This is a genomic window from Brachybacterium sp. AOP3-A1-3, assembly GCF_052378285.1.
Classification (GTDB): Bacteria; Actinomycetota; Actinomycetes; order Actinomycetales; family Dermabacteraceae; genus Brachybacterium.
In genome coordinates this window covers 547,003-563,745 of the sequence record NZ_JBQSXM010000001.1, presented here as the reverse complement: position 1 = coordinate 563,745, position 16,743 = coordinate 547,003, and the positions used below count along the sequence as shown (strand labels likewise).

The following is a 16,743-nucleotide window of genomic DNA, read 5'->3' as shown; positions in this document are numbered from 1 at the left end:
GGCACGATGGGAAAGATGCTGATCGTGGGGCACCGCGGAGCGATGGCGCACGCCCCCGAGAACAGCCTGGAGGGCTACGCGCTGGCCGAGGAGATCGGGGTCGACGAGATCGAGCTCGACGTGCGGCTCAGCGCCGACGAGGAGCTGTTCCTCCTGCACGACGCGACGCTGGACCGCACCGCCGGCGAGGACTCCGCCCGCGACCTCGGTCCGGCGGGGGAGATGACCCTCGCGCAGCTGCGCTCGGTGGTGCTGGACTCCGGCACGGGGGTCGTGACGCTGGGGGAGATGTACGAGGCGACCAGCACCGTCATCCAGCTCGAGATCAAGGCACCGGATACGGTCCCATACCTCGCGAGATACTTTGCGGACCACCCCGACCATGCGGCGCGCACCCAGCTCACCAGCTTCAAGGAGGAGCCGTTGCGCGAGGCCAGGGAGCTGTTCCCCGATGTGCCGCGCGGCATCATCCGCCACAACATCGCCACGGCGGAGGAGTTCGAGGGCGGCTGGCAGGCCCTGGTGGAGCACACCGGCGCGAGCCGGATCTGCATCGGCTTCGAGGGTCTCACCGCGGACCACGTCCAGGCGTTCCGGGACCGCGGCCTCGAGCTGCACCTGTGGCCGATGCGCTCGATCGAGAACATGCGCGAGGCGGTGCGCCTGGGGGCCGACGGCACCACGGCCGACGACCCCGCGCTCGCCATGGACTGGCTCCGCCAGGTCGAGTCCGAGGCGACCTCCGCCTGAGCAGTCTCCGCGAGCAGCGTGCGGCCGGGTGTGAGGGGCGTGCGGCCCGGAGCGAGGGCCTGCCGGATCACGAGGAACGAGGCCACAGATGGGTCAGTCGTCGTCCCCGATCTCCGCACAGATGCGGCACTACTATGCACTGATGAGCGCGCAGATGCCCCTGGACCAGCAGATCCTGCATGTGTACGTCGCCATGCAGAATCTCGCCCATGGTCGCACCGTCAACGACATCGCCGAGGAGATCGGCAAGTCGCGCTTCGTCACCGCACGCATGGTGCGGCGGGCTCGGGACCTCGGGCTGATCGAGGTGCGCCCGGCCGTGGCGGTCCCGATCGACGTGGACCTCTCGGCGCGGCTCGCCCAGCGCTACGGCCTGCAGTCCGCGCTCGTGGTCGCCACCCGATCGGCGCAGGACACCGAGGTGCGCGAGGCGATCGCCGCGGTCACCGCCCGCTTCATCCGCGAGACCGTGCAGGAGGACGACGTGCTCGGCTTCGCGCCGGGCCGCACCCTCGTGCTCGCCTCCCGCCAGATCGAGGTGCTGCCCAGTGCGGACGTCGTCCAGCTGACCGGCATCGGCTGGCCGCGGCTCGAGGACGGCGTCGAGGTCATCTCCAACATCGGCCGCGCGGCCGGGGGAGCGACCTCGCCGTTGTACGTGCCGATCCTCATCGACCCTGAAGCGACGCCGATCCTCCGCCATCCGGCGATCCAGGAGACGATGGCCAGGTTCCGGCACGTCCGCAAGGCCTTCCTCACCATCGGCGGCTGGCCGGATTCCTCGCTGCTGGCGCAGATCCTGGCCGAGAACGGGGAACGGGAGGCCTTCGAGGAGAGGGGAGTGGTGGCCGAGTTCGGCACCACGCTGCTGGACATCGAGGGCCGGAGCGTGAGCGGCCTCGAAGGCCGCTTCATCGGCATCCCCGAGGCGGAGCTGCGCCGGGTGCCGCTGCGGGTGGCGATCGGTGGTGGGGAGTGGAAAGAGCGCGGAGTGCTTGCGACGCTCCGCTCCGGGCTCGCCCACGTGATCATCACCGACGTGCGCTCGGCCGAGCTCGCTCTCGCCGCGGCGGATGTTCCCGACAAGCCTGTGTGAGGCCTGCCTCCTGGCCGGTGCGGATCGGCGGCTCGCCGCCCGTCGGGCAGCCCTCGGAAGGTACGGCGCTCGGGGGAAAACGCCAGTCGGGTCAGGTGGTGCCATACTGGAAGAGCGTGCTTGTGATCGTGGTCACATCGACGAGAAGGGAGTGTCATGGACGGGCAAGGGGGTGTCATGGACAGGCGGAGCACTCGAGCGGATCCCAGCTCGGTACGCCGCTGGAACGAATATGCCGTGGTCCAGTCCCTCCGGACCCGTGGACCGCAGCGGATCACCCAGCTGGTCAGCTCCACCGGCCTCTCCCAGGCGACGCTCGCCGAAGTGATGCGGGGTGTCGCCGCCAAGGGCTGGGCCGAGGTCGGTGCCGCCCGGGCCAGCGGGCCGGGCAGGCCGTCGCAGGTGTTCAGCGCGCGCATCCCGAGCGGGCACGTGCTGGGGATCGACGTCGGCATCCACACCGTGCGCGGCGTCCTCTCCGATCTGGCCGGGGCCCCCCTGATGCATATCGAGCGCGCCGTGCCCACGGGGCCCGTCGGCCGGGACTCCTCCCCGGCGCACGAGGTCGTCGCGGACGTCGTGGCCGAGTGCACGAAGGGGGTCGACGACGTGTGGGTGACGTCCCTGGCGGTGCCCGGCACGGTCGACGATGGCGGGCAGCTGACCCGTTCGATGTCGTTCCCCGCCTGGGAGGGGCGCAGGCCCGGAGATATTCTGCAGGCGCAGATCCGTGGACACGCGATGACCAGCAACGACGTGATCGCTGCGCTGTGGGCGGAGCACGAGGCGGGAGTGGCCCGTGGCCACGGCGACGTGGTGCAGATCCAGCTCGGGCGGCGACCCTCCATGGCCATGCTGATGGGCGGCGCTCCCCATCGGGGCGTCCACTTCATCGCCGGGGACCTGTCCATGAGCACGTTGATCCCCGCTGAGGACTCCCTGGACTGGCTGGATGACTTCCAGGCCGCGCGCGACCCCCTGCGAGAGGCGGTGCGCGCCGCGCTCGCCGGCGACGAAGCTGTGCAGGACGGGGCGCGGGACTACGTGCTCCAGATCGCGCGGGCGCTCGCCCTGGCCGCCACCCTCGTGGATCCGTCCCTGGTCGTGATCGGCGGCGCCCTGACCCCGCTCGCCGCGTACTTCGAGGACGACCTGCGCAGCTATCTCGAGAGCCACGTCCAGATCGCTCCGGCGATGGGCATCTCGCAGCTCGATCAGTTCGCGAGCGCCCACGGGGCCGCGCTGCTCGCCACCCGCGACATCCTGTCCTCCCTCGCCGATCCGACGACGGGGCTGCGGCCGTTCACCCGCGCGGCGTACGCGGAGAGCGCCGCGTCCTAGCAGGCCGGACCGACCCGGCCGACGCACGCTGGACAGAGCCACGCCGGACCCGAGCGTGCAGGACCGGAGCGCTCAGCGCCGCCAGAAGAAGCAGTGGATGACGCCGCTGGGTGCCTCGACCTGCTCCAGATGGAAGCGGTCCGTGAGCTCCGCCGGGGAGTCCCACAGGCGCAGACCTCTGCCGTACTCGAGCGGCGCGATCGCCACGTGCATCTCATCGACAAGGTCCGCCTCGAGGAACTGGCGGACGGTGGAGACCCCGCCGCCGATGCGCACATCCTTCCCGTCGGCCGCCTCGAAGGCCTGCGCGAGCACCTCGTGCGGGGTCCCGCCGACGAAGTGGAAGGTGGTGTCCGAGAGGTTGAACGACGCGCGCGGGTGATGGGTCATCACGAACACGGGAGTGTGGAACGGCGGCTCCTCGCCCCACCAGCCGGTCCACTCCTCGTCCGGCCACGGGCCGCGGACGGGACCGAACTTGTTGCGACCCATGATCTCGGCACCGATGTTCCGGGAGAAGTCGCGGGTCAGGCGATCCTCGAGGCCCCGCGAACCGCCGCCATCGGAGCGACCGGGGAAGTTCGCGGTCTCGAAGGCCCAGGCCATCAGCTCCCCGGGATTCACGGGACCGGTGCCCACGGTCCCGAAAGGATGCTCGAGGTCCTGGTCCTCCCCGGCACCGAAACCGTCGCCGGAGATGGTGAAGTTCTGGATCCTGACCCGCTGGGGCTGTTCTCGTGGCGTCATCGCACACTTCCTGTCGAGGCAGCGGCGGCGTGCCGCTGGCCGGTCACGCTACTCCGTCCCGTCCCGTCCCGTTCCGTCCCGTCCCTGTGGGAGCTGGGCGTCGCGACCCCGGACGCGTCGAGGGCGGCCCCACCAGGTGGAGCCGCCCTCGGATCAGGTCGACGTCGGCGCTGGGCCGATGCCGTCCCCGCAGATCAGTCGGTCTTGTCCTTCTTGCCGAACATCCCGCCGACCGCGCCCTTCACGGTGTCGCGGGCGTCCTGGAGCTTGTCCTTGGCATCAGCCTTGCCCTGCTGGGCCTGGCCCTCTGCCTGGGTCTCCTTGTCTCCGGTGAGCTTGCCGAAGCCTTCCTTGGCCTGGCCGCCCATCTTGTCGGTCGCGTTCTCGAACTTCTCGTCTGCACTCATGAGGTGCCTCCTTCGTCGTAGCGAACACAGGATGCCTACAGTCCGGAGTATAAGAAACTCGGCCGGGAACCCACTGACCCCCCGGTCAGGCCCGGCCTTCCCAGCCGCCCGGCATCCCCCGCCACCTGGACCTCCGTGACGTCGAGCCCGCGATCACAGCGCAGGTGAGACAATCTTCGGACCGGACGAGAAGGACTCGTCGCGAGGACCCCTTCTGCGCGCCGACCCGGATGCGGCGCCGGATCCTCGTTCGTCGACGTCCTGGGAGACACCGATGCCCCTGGTCAGCTGGACCGAGAACGACGCTGTGCAGACGGCGCGGTGGAGCTCCGAGAACGGTGCCCCACCGCCCGCCGCTGTCGAGATCGCCGATGACACGCTCACCGCGAACGCCGCTCTGCGCCACCTGCGCTCCGGCAGCTCGCTGCTGTGGCGCGGAGACTTCCACAACGCCCGCCAGCTCCTCAAGGCCGTCTCCCGGCGCATCGATCACGGAACGATCTCCCGCAAGCTGGGCATCTCGGCCCTGTTCCGTGCGCATCGCGCGGAGCGGGCAGAACGCTCCCAGGTGCTCGGCGGCATCATCGTGCTCCTCGAGCCCGGGGGTCGTCTCGCGCTGCGCCGCGCCCCGGACATCGCGGACGCCTGCCGTGAGGCGTACGGCGAGCTGGAAGAGCCCACGCTGGTCTCGCTCACCGAGCTGCAGGGCGTCCTGAGCGCCTACCAATGGCATGAGCAGGGGGTCCCGGTCCCGGCGCTCGGTGCCCGCATCCACCCTCGTCACAGCGTCTTCTCGCCCTCGCGCTCCGAATACGTGGACCTCGTGGCCCGGGTGCCGCTGCCCACCACGAGGGAGCAGCTCACGGCCTTCGACATCGGCACCGGCACCGGGGTGCTGGCGGCGGTCCTCGCCCGACGGGGTGTGGTCAACGTGGTCGCCACCGATGTGAACCCCCGCGCCGTCGAGAGCGCCCGGGAGAACATCGAGCGACTCGAGCTGACGTCGGCGGTCACCGTGATCGAGACGGATCTCTTCCCGCCGGGGCGCGCCGACCTCGTGGTGTGCAACCCGCCGTGGCTGCCGGGGACCCCCACCTCCGCGCTCGAGCTGGGCATCTACGACGACGGCTCCACCATGCTGCGCGGCTTCCTCACGGGCCTCGCCGATCACCTCACCCCCGGAGGAGAGGGCTGGCTGGTGCTGTCCGACCTCGCCGAGCACCTCGAGCTGCGCAGCCGCGACGAGCTGCTGCGCCTGATCCGCCGGGCCGGGCTGGAGGTGGCCGGCGAGGACTCGACCACGCCCCGCCACGGCCGCGCGGCCGACGCCCTGGACCTTCTCCACGCCGCCCGTCGCCAGGAGGTCACGACCCTGTGGCGCCTCCGCGCCAAGGCCGCCTGACCCTGATCCCGTCGGCCGGCCATCGGGCGGACCGGGCTTGCGTCGTGCGCCGCGGCCTGTACTCTCCTGGCATGACGAACCGATGGTTTACCTATGCGAAGTCGGCCCTGGAGGGGCCGGCGATGCCATAGCGTCACCATCCCTTCAGAGCCGCCGGGGCAGAGCATTCGCTCTGCCCTTCGCCATTCCCGGCGGGCTCTGCATCGGGTCCGCTCTCCCTCAGGACAGGACCCATGACAGTTCTCGATACAGCCCCAGCCAGCACAAGCCCGGCGACCACAGCCTCTTCGGCGACCACAGCCTCCTCTGCTTCTTCTGCCACTTCGGCTTCGGCAGTCACCCCCGATCGCCACATCGCGAGCCTCACCCCGCTGCCCACCCCGGCCGAGCTCCTCGCCGAGCTGCCGCTGCGCCCTGATCTCGCCGATCTCGTGAGCAGTGCCCGCGACCAGGTGCGCGCAGTGCTCGAGGGCACCGATGACCGCCTGCTCGTCGTGGTGGGCCCCTGCTCGATCCATGACCCGGAGGCCGGGCTCGAATACGCCTGCCTGCTCGCCGGGATCCAGGAGGAGCTGGGCGATGACCTGCTGCTGGTGATGCGCACCTACTTCGAGAAGCCGCGCACCACCGTCGGCTGGAAGGGCCTGATCAACGACCCGCATCTCAACGGCAGCCACGACATCGCGACCGGTCTGCGGCGGGCCCGCGACTTCCTGCTCGACGTCACCGGGCTGGGCCTGCCCTGCGCCACGGAGTTCCTCGAGCCGATCAGCCCGCAGTACATCGCGGACCTCATCAGCTGGGGCGCGATCGGGGCCCGCACCACCGAATCGCAGATCCACCGCCAGCTCGCCTCCGGACTGTCCATGCCGATCGGGTTCAAGAACGGCACCGACGGCGGCATCCAGGTGGCGCTGGACGCGGTCGCGGCGGCGTCGTCCCCGCAGTCCTTCCTCGGGATCGGGGCCGACGGGCGGGCGAGCCTGGTCTCGACCACCGGCAACCCCGACGTGCACCTGATCCTGCGCGGCGGGGCCGACGGCCCGAACTGGGGGCCGGGCCCCGTGCGCACCGCCGCCGAACGTCTTGCCGGGCAGGGCCTTCCGCCCCGCCTGGTGATCGATGCGAGTCACGGCAACTCCGGCAAGGACCACGTGCGCCAGGCCGAGGTCGCCACGATGCTCGCCGACCAGATCGCTGTGGACGGCCGCGTAGCAGACGGCCGCGTGGCAGACGGCAGGGCGGCCGGCGGCGGGGCGATCGCCGGGATCATGCTCGAGAGCAACCTCGTCGCCGGCGCGCAGAAGCTCGACGTCGACGCCGGTCCGGCCGGTCTCGTGCGCGGGCAGTCCGTGACCGATGCGTGCATGGACTGGGACACCACCGCCGACGTGCTGCGTGCGCTCGCCGGCGGGGTGCGCAGGCGGCGAGGGGGTCACACCCTTCTCGCGGGCTGACCGGGCAGACCGGGCTGTCCGCGAGAACGGGCTGACCGGCCTGACCGGGCTGGCCGGGCTGGCCGGGCTGGCCGGCCGAGCTCAGACCTCCTGGGCGGCCAGCGGGATCCGACCACCCGCGAGGACCATCTGCACCTGACGCTCCGAGAGCCGATGATGCAGGCCCACCTCACGGCCTCCGATCTGCGCCGTGACCGAGGTGCCGCTGTGGAGCGCCTCGTGCACGCCGTCGATCACCACCTGGTCGTCCTTCCCGATGCGGGCGAGGTCCGCGGGGTCGTCGAACTCGAGGGCGAGGATCCCGAAGTTCGCGAGGTTCTGCCAGTGGATCCGCGCGAAGCCCACGGCGATCACGGCCTTCAGCCCGAGGTAGCGCGGCGCGATCACCGCATGCTCGCGGGAGGAGCCCTGGCCGTAGTTCTTCCCGGCCACGACCACGTGCCCGCCCTCGGCGGCCCGCGCGTTCGTCGGATAGTCGGGGTCGATCCGGGTGAAGGCGAACTCGGCGATCTTGGGGATGTTGCTGCGGAAGGGCAGTACGCGGGACCCGGCGGGCAGGATCTCGTCGGTGGAGACGTCGTCGCCCATCACCAGGATCGCGGGCACGTCCAGACGGTCCTCGACCGGGGCGAAGTCCGGCAGCGAGGAGATGTTCGAGCCCTTCACCAGCTCGACCTCCGTCGCCTCCTCCGGGGGCAGGGGAGCGGCCAGCATCGAGGGCAGATGTGCGTACCGCTCGGGCATGGTCGGGCGCGGGTAGGTCAGACCGTGGGAGTCGGCGAGGGTGCGCGGATCGGTGATTGTCCCGGTCAGGGCGGCCGCCGCGGCGGTCTCGGGGGAGCACAGCCACACCGCGTCCTCCTCCGTGCCGGAGCGGCCCGGGAAGTTCCGCGGCATGGTGCGCAGCGAGTTGCGGCCTGCGGCGGGAGCCTGGCCCATGCCGATGCAGCCCATGCAGCCGGACTGGTGGATGCGGGCGCCGGCCGCGACCAGCGAGGTCAGCCAGCCACCGGTGATCAGATCCGCCAGCACCTCGCGGGAGGTGGGGTTGATGTCGACCGACACCTGGGGATGACTCTGCTGCCCGGCAAGGATCTCGGCGACGACGGCGAAGTCCCGCAGCCCCGGGTTGGCGGAGGAGCCGACCACCACCTGGAACACGTCCTCGCCGGCCGCCTCGGCGACCGTCACCACGTTGCCGGGGGAGGAGGGGCGCGCGATCAGCGGCTCCAGGGTCGAGAGGTCGATCTGCTCGGTGAGGTCGTAGGTCGCACCGTCGTCGGCCTCCCAGCGCTCGAAGGCGTCCTCGCGGCCGACGGCCCTGAGGTAGTCGCGGGCCACATCGTCGGCCGGGAAGACCGTCGCGGTCGCCCCCAGCTCTGCGCCCATGTTCGCGATGACGTGCCGGTCCATCGCCGTCAGCTGCGCCAGACCCTCGCCGTGGTACTCGATGATGCGGCCCACGCCGCCGCTGACGCCATGACGACGCAGCATCTCCAGCACCACGTCCTTCGCGGAGACCCAGTCCGGCAGGGTGCCCGTCAGCTCCACGCCCCACACCTCGGGCGTCGTGACGTACATCGGCTGCCCGGCCATCGCCATCGCGATCTCGAGGCCGCCCACGCCGACGGCGAGCATGCCCAGGGCGCCCGCCGCGCACGTGTGGGAGTCGGACCCGATCAGGAGCGCGCCGGGGCGGCCGAAGTGGGCCTGGTGCACCGGATGGGAGACTCCGTTGCCCGCCTGGGAGAACCACAGCCCGAACCGCGCGGCGGCAGATTGCAGGAAGAGGTGGTCCTCGGGGTTCTTCTCGTCGGTCTGGAGCAGGTTGTGGTCGACGTACTGCACCGACAGCTCGGTGCGGATCCGGTCCAGGCCCATGGCCTCCAGCTCCAGCATCACCATGGTGCCGGTGGCGTCCTGGGTGAGGGTCTGGTCCACGCGCAGCCCCACCTCGGATCCGGGCGTGAGCTCACCGTCGACGAGGTGAGAGGCGAGAAGTTTCTGAGCGACGTTCTGTGCCACAGCGCAGTCCTCCAGGGGTAGCGGCCCGCCGTCGTCGGTCCGACGGTGGACCTCCCTGCCAGGGTAGGCCGGATCTGCGCAGGTGCCCAGGGTGGGGTCCAGGGCGGGTGCCCGGGGCGGGGCTGCGGCGGGGAACTGCGGCGAACTCACCCGGCCCGACGGAGCGTGCGCTCGATCGTCTCGCGCACCCGTCCGGCCATCCCCGGTCCGTCGACCGAGGCGCGCCCGGCCACCTGGAGCGGGATGAACTCGGGCCAGTTCGATCCGAAGTTCAGCAGGCGCTGGAGGTCGGTGGCCGGGTCGACCCGCGTCCCGGCGGCCTGCTCGTAGTCCTCGAGGAACCACATCGCGGCATCGGCCGAGAACAGCACGGCGAGGTTCAGCCGGCAATGCCCCACGTCCAGGCCGCGATCGGCGAGGCCGACGGTGGGCCAGTCGACCACCGCCGAGATCCACCCGCCCTGCCACAGCACGTTGAAGTGCTGGTAGTCGCCATGACTGAGCACGGCGACCGCAGGATCGGCCGGGCGGGCCGCGAGCGCCCGGGCTTCGCGCGCGATCCCGGCGAGCCCGACGTCGAGGGTCTCGAGCCAGTGCAGATCACTCGAGATCCAGAGCTCGCAGGCGGGCAGCGTCGGCGGCGGCACCGCATGGATCCGCGCCAGCATCTCGGCGAGGCCTCGCACCCAGGCGCGCAGGTCGGACGGCGCGAGCTCCACCCGGCCGGGCAGGAACGTCGTCACCGTCGTCGGACCGCCGGAGGCCTCGCCATCCGGATCCGCGGCGAGGAGGGTTGGGGTCGGGAGGTCGACGTCGGCCAGCGCGTGGAGCCCCTCGACCTCGCGACGAACCATACCGGGTCCCCGGCCATGTGTCGCGGGCCATCGCCGCACCACGACGTCGGCCCCGCCGTCGGCGCGACGCAGCTGCAGCATCTGACCGGTGATCCCGCCGACCATCGAGCGCACCACCGCGACCTCGCCGACCACCGGGGCGAGCCAGGAACGCAGGAGGGGATCGAGCACCGGAACCTGTGTCGGATCGGAGTCCTGGCCGGGATCGTGATCCTCGCGTGGCGGCATGGAGTCGACCCTGCCAGACGGACCGGTGGTGCTCAATGGACTTTCCCTCGATTGGTCGATTGGTCGATTGGTCGACGGGCTGGTGGACTGGTGGGCTGACGGGACCAGCGGCACCGACAGGGCCCAGGGGAATACGCCGTCGGCCGGTCGCGTTGACTCCTGTTCCGCGCGGGCCCTCCCGCGCGACCCCACCCCAGGAGAGACCATCTCGCAGCCTTCTGTCGCCCTGCCCGCCGTCGCCCTGCCGTCAGCCATCCAGTCCACCGCCGCTGCTCCGTCGGTTGCGGCGCCGTCTGCCTCTGCGCCGATTGCCCAGTCGTCTCCCACCGACGCCCGCCCCGCCTCGAAGGAGCCCCCTATGCCCCCTGCGACCGCTCTCCCCACCCTCGCGGACCTCCCCTCGCTCGCAGACCAGGCCGAGCGACTCATCGCCCTCGGGGTGCACACCCTGGCCGGGCTCAGCGAGGAGCAGCTTCACTCTGCCGTGGTGCAGTGGGGGAGCGAGCGCACCGATGCCCTCCTCGTGATCGACCCGGCGCTCGCGCCGCCGTCGGCCCTCACCCCGCTGCTGCGGCGCGGAGTGAAGCCCGGCTTCGTGGTTGAGGACATGATCGACGTGGACCGGTTCGCGCCCACCGGGATCGAGCCGGTCGGCGAGGCGATCTACCTGGTCGAGGGCCTGGAGCGCGGGGACGAGTTCGCGAACTGGTCCGCCGAGGAGGCACTGCCGGCGATCACCGGCCGCGAGCGCACTCCGCTGCTGCTCAGCGAGGGCATCCACTGGGTGCTCCAGCAGGGCGAGGTCCTCGAGCGGGGCCACTGCTTCATGACGATCGGCTCGCGCCTGACCAAGCCCAACGGAAAGCTCGACTCGCGCACCCCTGCGCTGTGGATCTCCAACGGCACCGGTCGGGATGGGAAGGAGCGTAAGGATGCCCCGAAGCTCGGCTGGTGCTGGTGGGGCAACCGCCACACCTGGCTCGGCTTCGCCTCCGCCGACCGCCGCACCACAGCCCGGCGCACCACCGCCTGATCGCGGGTCGGCGTCGGAGGGAATCGCCCGCCGAACCCGCGATCTGTGTCGGTGAGCGCCTCCTCACCGACACACAACGCGGTGTCGATCGCCGGCGTGCGGCAGGACGCGAGCTCCGCAGGCCCCGGCCTCCCCGTCGTAGTAGGCGTTGAGAGACATCCATTCCGCCTCTTCTGGCGGGGTGGACGCGTGCTCTGACGGGGTGGACGCGTGTTTCGACGGGGTGGACGCGTGATCTGACGGGGTGGTCGCGTGGCGAGGCGCCCCAGTACCCACGCAGGCGCCTCCACGGGGAGATACCGACAATGAGGTCGCAGTCCGAGAACGCTTCGCGGTAGGTTTCGGGCATGACCTCCGCTCCCGCTCCGACCTGGTGGGAGGACCGGCAGGCTTTCGCGCTCCGCGCCGCCGCCGAGGATCCCTCGTTCGACGATCCGCCCCTCTCCGCCGACGTCCTCGCGCTGCTGGACGAGGTCGAGGCCGCCTTCGCGGTGACCGGCGCGGAGACCCCCGGCTGGGAGGACCCGCACCTCGACCCCTCGGCCGACGGCGAGCGACGTGACAGCCGCGACGAGGAGTACAGCCGCTGCCTGGACCCCGGCAAGTACCGGATCCTGTGGACGCGGGCCGAGGCCTGGGTGCAGGTCCTCACAGCCCGAGGCTGGGCCGATGAGGTCGAGGACGCGACCGAGAACGCAGCCGGGGACGGCGCGCAGATCAGCTGGGCCGTCGCCCCTCGCGCCGACCTGTATCGCACCACCGTGCTGCGCCCCCGTCGGGCCGGAGCGCAGCCGCTCGTGCTCGCCCGCACCGCACCGGAGGACGCCGTGGGCAGCACGAACCTCGCCGGTGGTGACGCCGTGAGCCTGGACCTCGTCGTCGGGTTCGGGGAACCGGTGGTCGCGGTCCTCGAGCCGGACTGCCTGTGCGACGCCTGCGACTCCGGCTCCCGCGACCTGCTCGAGCAGCTCGACCAGGCGATCCTCTCGATCGTCGACGGGTCGAGCGAGGTCGTGCTCGGCCCGCACGGGACCAGCGATCGCACCTCGTTCGGCGCGTCCAGCGGCGGCGACGATCGGGCGACGGTCGCGAGGACGGTGACCGCCGGCCCGTGGGCCGACGGCTGGACACCCCGGCCGCTGTGCCCTCCGATCGATCCGCTGGACTCCGCATGGGCCGACGAGATGCTGCGTGAACCGTGGTCGACGCGTCTGCTCGACACCGCACTCGCCGTGCTGCCGGTGCCCCTCGAGACGCGGATCAACCGTCTCCGGCCCGGCCGTTCGGGGACGGCGGTCGCCTATGCCTACGAACCGGCAGTGGAGCAGGAGGTCACTGCTCCGCTCGATGCGCTGGAGAACCCGCCCGACGGGTACCGCCGTCTGCACCGCAGCGCCCTGGTGACCGGCATGGACTTCGAGCAGGCCAGCTCCGCCGTGCGCTGCTGGGTGGTGCACCGACGGGCGGGACTGCAGGTCTCGGCGTCGCACACCCCGGCCGAGCCGGGAGTCGAGGTGCACCTGCGCCTTGGTATCGGACCGCTGCGGATCACCGCTCCCTGCCGCGTGCTGTGGGTGATCGACGAGCCGGATCGTGCCGGTTTCGCCTACGGCACCCTGCCCGGGCACCCCGAAACCGGCATCGAGGAGTTCACCGTGACCCGCACCGCGACGGGCGTGGTGCGCTTCCACCTCGATGCCGTCTCCCGGCCCGCCGCCTGGTACGCACGGCTCGGCGCGCCGTTCTCCCGGCTCCTTCAGGAGCTCGTCACCCGTCGCTATCTCCGAGCGCTCAGCCTGCCCGCGCGATCGTGAGCGTCGCGCCGCCGAGCCGCGCAGTGGGGCATCTGCCCGCAGCCGCGGCCCGCACGTCTGGTCATTGATCCGAGCCCGTCAGCCCCGTCAGGAGCCCCGCATGTTCACCGGCCTCAGCGCCTTCCCGCTCACCCCGCTCCGCGATGACCAGCTCGATCGTGCGGCGTACGGCCGTCTGATCGACCGGCTCGTCGCGGCCCGTGTCGACTCGATCGGGGCCCTCGGCTCGACAGGCTCCTACGCCTACCTCGACCGTGCCGAGCGACGCGCCGTCGTCGAGGCGACCGTGGAGCACGCGGACGGCACCCCGGTGATCGCCGGGATCGGGGCGCTGCGCACCTCGCAGGTGCTCGCGCTCGCCGCCGACGCGCAGGCGGCCGGAGCGGACGCCGTGCTGCTCGCGCCGGTCAGCTACCAGGCCCTCACCGACGACGACGTGGTCGGGCTCTACGAGGACGTCACCGCCGAGCTCTCGGTGCCGCTGGTGCTCTACGACAACCCCGGGACCACGCACGTCACCTTCTCCCTCGATCTCTACGCGCATATCGCCCACCTCCCGCACGTCGGCGCGATCAAGATCCCGCCGATCATCGGCGGAGCGGACGCGGCCCGCGAGCGGGTGCAGGCGATCCGCGCCGTGATCCCCGAGCACGTGGGGATCGGCATCTCCGGTGACGGCTACGCGGCGACCGGGCTGCTGGCCGGCTGCGATGCCTGGTTCACCGCCGTCGGCGGCACGATCCCGCAGGCGATGTCGGCCATCGCGCGACCCGCTCTCGACGGGAGGGCGGAGGACGCCCTCGCGGCGTCGGCGCATCTCGCCCCGTTGTGGGATCTGGTCGCGGAGCTCGGCAGCCTGCGCGTCTCCGCGGCGCTCGCCGAGCACCTCGGTCTGGTCGCCGCGCCCTGCCTGCCGCGCCCGCTGCGCGGGCTGCGCGGCACCGACAGGGAACGGGTCCGCGCCGTCGCCGACCAGCTGGGTCTGGTCAGCTGACAGCCTGAGCCGGGGGAAGCGACTGCCGCGCCGACGATCGCTGCGACGGCGGCGAGGACCGTGCTCAGTGCACCGAGAAGCCGCCGTCCACGGCGAGCGACTGCCCGGTGACATAGGCCGAGCCCGGTCCGGCGAGGAACACCGCGGCCCCGGCGAAGTCCTCGGGCAGACCGTTCCGGCCGACGACGGTCCGAGCGGCGAGGGCCTCGATCACTGCCGGATCGGCGATCGTCTCGCGATTCAGGGGCGTGCGCACGAAGCCCGGGATCAGCACGTTCGCGGTGACCCCCTGCGAGGACCAGGCCTCCGCCTGCACCCGGGCGAGTCCTTCCACCGCGGCCTTCGAGACCCCGTAGGCGCCGCTGTTCCCGAACGGCCGATGCGCCTGCTGCGAGCTGATGTGGATCAGACGGCCGTAGCCGCGCTCCGCCATCCCGGGGGCGAGCCGCTGGCCGAGCACGAACGGGGCATCGAGGTTCACCGCCATGGTCGCGTCCCACGTCGGCTCGTCCAGCTCCGGCATCGGCGGGCGCAGGTTGATGCCCGCGCAGCTCACCAGCACGTCGACTTCCCCGGCGGCGTCGGCCAGGGCGTGGGCGCCGGCACGGGTGGAAAGATCTGCGCGGAGGCCCTCGGCGGTGCCGCCGTCGGCCCGGATCTCCGCGACGGCCTCGTCGATCGCGCTCTGCGTGCGGGCCGCGATCAGCACGCGGGCCCCTGCTCCCGCCAGGGCGCCTGCGATCCCACGGCCGATCCCGGAGCTGCCGCCGGTGACCAGGGCCGTGCGTCCGTGCAGGCCGAACAGGGACTCGAGGGTGGGGGAGGAGCTCATCGCCGAAGCATAACGACAGGGCCCATGATGCGTCGGCTAGGACCACGCTGGTTGGGACCACCTCGGATGGCCGGGGACTCACCCGTGGGCACCCCCGTGTGCAGCAGGACTCTCGCGGGGATGATCGTGCTCCTGCTCAGGAATCCAGGTCGTGCCGCGCACCGTGGGCGATCATGCCGATCAGGCCGAAGATGATCGCGGGCGCCAGGTTCACCACCGAGTCCAGGAAGGACCGGTCCAGGATGGTCGAGACTGCCGCGATGATCACCGCGATCGCTACGGCGTAGAGAGCGAGCACGAGGGTCATGTACTTCGCGCGGTCGGCCATGGTTCCTCCTGTATCGAGCTGCAGGTGGTCCGGGTGCTGTGCGTCCGGCGACGCTACCGGCCGCTGCACCTCTCCGCCAGCTACTTCAGTCGGTCCACAGCTGCTGCCCGCCCACGACGTCAGTCGGTGCGGATCACGGTGACGGGGCCCTCGTCGTCCGTCGGCGGCTCGAAGTGGTCGACGTAGATCTCGGCGAGCGCGCGCGGCAGGCGGAAGTCGTCACCGTGCTCCTGGGCCCGTGCCTCGAGCCGGGCAAGCACCGTGGATCTGGACGCGACGACCTGCACGATCTCCGGCACCACGCCCGACGGGAGCAGCAGCGCCCGCCAGTGATCCCGCATCCCCCGGGACCAGAAGGACAGATCCAGCACCACATCCTGCCCCTGCTCCACGCACGACAGCAGGCGCTCCTCGATCACGGCGATGATCTCGGCGCCCACCGCCTCGGGAAGCGGCATCGAGCGGTGGCCGCGGGCCCAGGCCTCGGTGTCCACGGACAGCCGCACCATCCCGTCGGCCTCATAGCGGCGCGCGATGGTCGACTTCCCGGAGCCCGCCGGCCCGCACATGAAGATCACCCTACTCATCGCGCCAGCGTAGGGGAACCCGGACTCAGCGGTCGACGCCGCGGAAGTCCCAGCGGGAGAGGTCCGCGGCGAGCGGGTCGGGGGAGCGTTCGGGCGGGATCTCCGAGGTCGCTCTGATCGAGTGGATCCGGTCGGTGCGGAATCCGCGGACCCCGTCGCGCAGACGGCACCAGCCCACCAGGATCCATCCACCGCGCACTGTGATGAGCCCCAGCGGCTCGACCATCCGATGAATCGGCTTCTCGGTTCCGGACGAGAGGTACTCGATCTCGACCACTCGACGGTCCTCGACCACGTCCCGCACCACCTGCGAGATGGCGTCTGCCGTCGGCTGTTCGGGGGCCTGCGCGGCGACCCTGCCGGCGAGCGCCCGCGCCCGCTGCCGACGCTCGGGAGGCATCGCACCCAGCACCTTGTCCATCGCCCGCTGCGCGTCCCCGGCGAAGGGGGATCCCATCATGACGCTCAGCCCGGCGGTGACCGCGGTCGCCTCGGCCAGGGTGAACGCCAGCGGAGGCAGGGAGTAGTCGCGACGGATCGCGTACCCGCCTCGTCGGCCCGGCTCTGCATAGATCGGCACACCGGAGGCCTGCAGAGCTGCCAGGTCCCGCTCGATGGTCCGGGTGCTCACCGCGAAGCGCTCGGCCAGCCGCGGCACCGGGACCGGCCGTTCGGCATTGGCCCTGAGCACGTCGAGAAGGGCGTGGTGCCGTTCGCTGCGTCGCATCGTCCCAGAGTAGGCAGACCCGCCGACAGCCGGCGGAACTCCCGTGGAAACACCGACACCCAGCTGTCGTGGGCATCGAGGACGCTGGGTTCACGAACTCCCCGAAGAGAGGACATCCCCG

The 16,743-nt window shown here is 71.5% G+C and carries 16 protein-coding genes; 8 read left to right on the top strand and 8 right to left on the bottom strand.

Annotated features, from left to right (window positions below):
- Nucleotides 1–6 precede the first annotated feature (6 nt).
- The 3 genes from ACT3T5_RS02490 to ACT3T5_RS02480 all read left to right on the top strand — a co-directional run bounded on the left by ACT3T5_RS02490 (nt 7) and on the right by ACT3T5_RS02480 (nt 3,187).
- Nucleotides 7–750, top strand: coding sequence for a glycerophosphodiester phosphodiesterase (locus tag ACT3T5_RS02490; RefSeq protein ID WP_444593518.1), 744 nt, complete (start codon nt 7–9; stop codon nt 748–750).
- A 142-nt stretch (nt 751–892) separates the two neighbouring features.
- Nucleotides 893–1,846: a sugar-binding transcriptional regulator gene (locus ACT3T5_RS02485; RefSeq protein WP_444578629.1), complete on the top strand. Its 954-nt coding sequence runs from the start codon at nt 893–895 to the stop codon at nt 1,844–1,846.
- Nucleotides 1,847–2,083: 237 nt separating this feature from the next.
- Nucleotides 2,084–3,187, top strand: a complete 1,104-nt coding sequence (locus ACT3T5_RS02480; RefSeq protein ID WP_444578630.1) for an ROK family protein — start codon at nt 2,084–2,086, stop codon at nt 3,185–3,187.
- A gap of 72 nt (nt 3,188–3,259) precedes the next feature.
- Here the strand turns inward: ACT3T5_RS02480 and ACT3T5_RS02475 are convergent, their stop codons facing one another.
- Both ACT3T5_RS02475 and ACT3T5_RS02470 read right to left on the bottom strand, forming a co-directional pair.
- On the bottom strand, nt 3,260–3,934 hold the full coding sequence (locus tag ACT3T5_RS02475; RefSeq protein ID WP_444578631.1) for a dihydrofolate reductase family protein: 675 nt from the start codon (nt 3,932–3,934) through the stop codon (nt 3,260–3,262).
- A gap of 194 nt (nt 3,935–4,128) precedes the next feature.
- Nucleotides 4,129–4,341 carry a CsbD family protein gene (locus ACT3T5_RS02470; RefSeq protein WP_193116467.1) on the bottom strand — a complete coding sequence of 71 codons (213 nt, stop codon included), beginning with the start codon at nt 4,339–4,341 and terminating at the stop codon, nt 4,129–4,131.
- Nucleotides 4,342–4,615: 274 nt separating this feature from the next.
- Here ACT3T5_RS02470 and ACT3T5_RS02465 point away from each other — a divergent pair, with 274 nt between their 5' ends.
- Together ACT3T5_RS02465 and ACT3T5_RS02460 are read left to right on the top strand one after the other, a co-directional pair.
- Nucleotides 4,616–5,743, top strand: coding sequence for a methyltransferase (locus tag ACT3T5_RS02465; RefSeq protein ID WP_443416072.1), 1,128 nt, complete (start codon nt 4,616–4,618; stop codon nt 5,741–5,743).
- A gap of 233 nt (nt 5,744–5,976) precedes the next feature.
- Complete coding sequence (locus ACT3T5_RS02460; RefSeq protein ID WP_444593517.1) at nt 5,977–7,200, top strand: 3-deoxy-7-phosphoheptulonate synthase; 1,224 nt, start codon at nt 5,977–5,979, stop codon at nt 7,198–7,200.
- A gap of 81 nt (nt 7,201–7,281) precedes the next feature.
- On the opposite strand, the gene ACT3T5_RS02455 is transcribed toward ACT3T5_RS02460, so the two are convergent.
- Together ACT3T5_RS02455 and ACT3T5_RS02450 are read right to left on the bottom strand one after the other, a co-directional pair.
- Nucleotides 7,282–9,225: an aconitate hydratase gene (locus ACT3T5_RS02455; protein WP_444593516.1), complete on the bottom strand. Its 1,944-nt coding sequence runs from the start codon at nt 9,223–9,225 to the stop codon at nt 7,282–7,284.
- Between the two features lie 146 nt (nt 9,226–9,371).
- Complete coding sequence (locus tag ACT3T5_RS02450; protein WP_444593515.1) at nt 9,372–10,307, bottom strand: phosphotransferase family protein; 936 nt, start codon at nt 10,305–10,307, stop codon at nt 9,372–9,374.
- Nucleotides 10,308–10,665: 358 nt separating this feature from the next.
- On the opposite strand from ACT3T5_RS02450, the gene ACT3T5_RS02445 reads away from it, so the two are divergent.
- The 3 genes from ACT3T5_RS02445 to ACT3T5_RS02435 all read left to right on the top strand — a co-directional run bounded on the left by ACT3T5_RS02445 (nt 10,666) and on the right by ACT3T5_RS02435 (nt 14,148).
- On the top strand, nt 10,666–11,340 hold the full coding sequence (locus tag ACT3T5_RS02445; protein WP_444593514.1) for a DUF5701 family protein: 675 nt from the start codon (nt 10,666–10,668) through the stop codon (nt 11,338–11,340).
- A 347-nt stretch (nt 11,341–11,687) separates the two neighbouring features.
- Entirely contained in the window at nt 11,688–13,154 is a 1,467-nt protein-coding gene (locus ACT3T5_RS02440; protein WP_444593513.1) for a DUF1990 domain-containing protein, read from the top strand.
- 100 nt (nt 13,155–13,254) lie between these two features.
- Nucleotides 13,255–14,148 (top strand): dihydrodipicolinate synthase family protein, encoded by an 894-nt coding sequence (locus tag ACT3T5_RS02435; RefSeq protein ID WP_444593512.1) that lies wholly within the window; start codon nt 13,255–13,257, stop codon nt 14,146–14,148.
- Nucleotides 14,149–14,212: 64 nt separating this feature from the next.
- Here ACT3T5_RS02435 and ACT3T5_RS02430 read toward each other — a convergent pair whose 3' ends face one another.
- The 4 genes from ACT3T5_RS02430 to ACT3T5_RS02415 form a co-directional block, all read right to left on the bottom strand.
- The gene (locus ACT3T5_RS02430) at nt 14,213–14,980 is read right to left on the bottom strand and encodes an SDR family NAD(P)-dependent oxidoreductase (RefSeq protein WP_444593511.1); all 768 of its coding nucleotides are present in this window, start codon (nt 14,978–14,980) and stop codon (nt 14,213–14,215) included.
- Nucleotides 14,981–15,116: 136 nt separating this feature from the next.
- Entirely contained in the window at nt 15,117–15,308 is a 192-nt protein-coding gene (locus tag ACT3T5_RS02425) for a hypothetical protein (protein WP_444593510.1), read from the bottom strand.
- A gap of 119 nt (nt 15,309–15,427) precedes the next feature.
- Entirely contained in the window at nt 15,428–15,895 is a 468-nt protein-coding gene (locus tag ACT3T5_RS02420) for an AAA family ATPase (RefSeq protein ID WP_444593509.1), read from the bottom strand.
- A 25-nt stretch (nt 15,896–15,920) separates the two neighbouring features.
- The gene (locus ACT3T5_RS02415; RefSeq protein ID WP_444593508.1) at nt 15,921–16,622 is read right to left on the bottom strand and encodes a helix-turn-helix transcriptional regulator; all 702 of its coding nucleotides are present in this window, start codon (nt 16,620–16,622) and stop codon (nt 15,921–15,923) included.
- Nucleotides 16,623–16,743 lie beyond the last annotated feature (121 nt).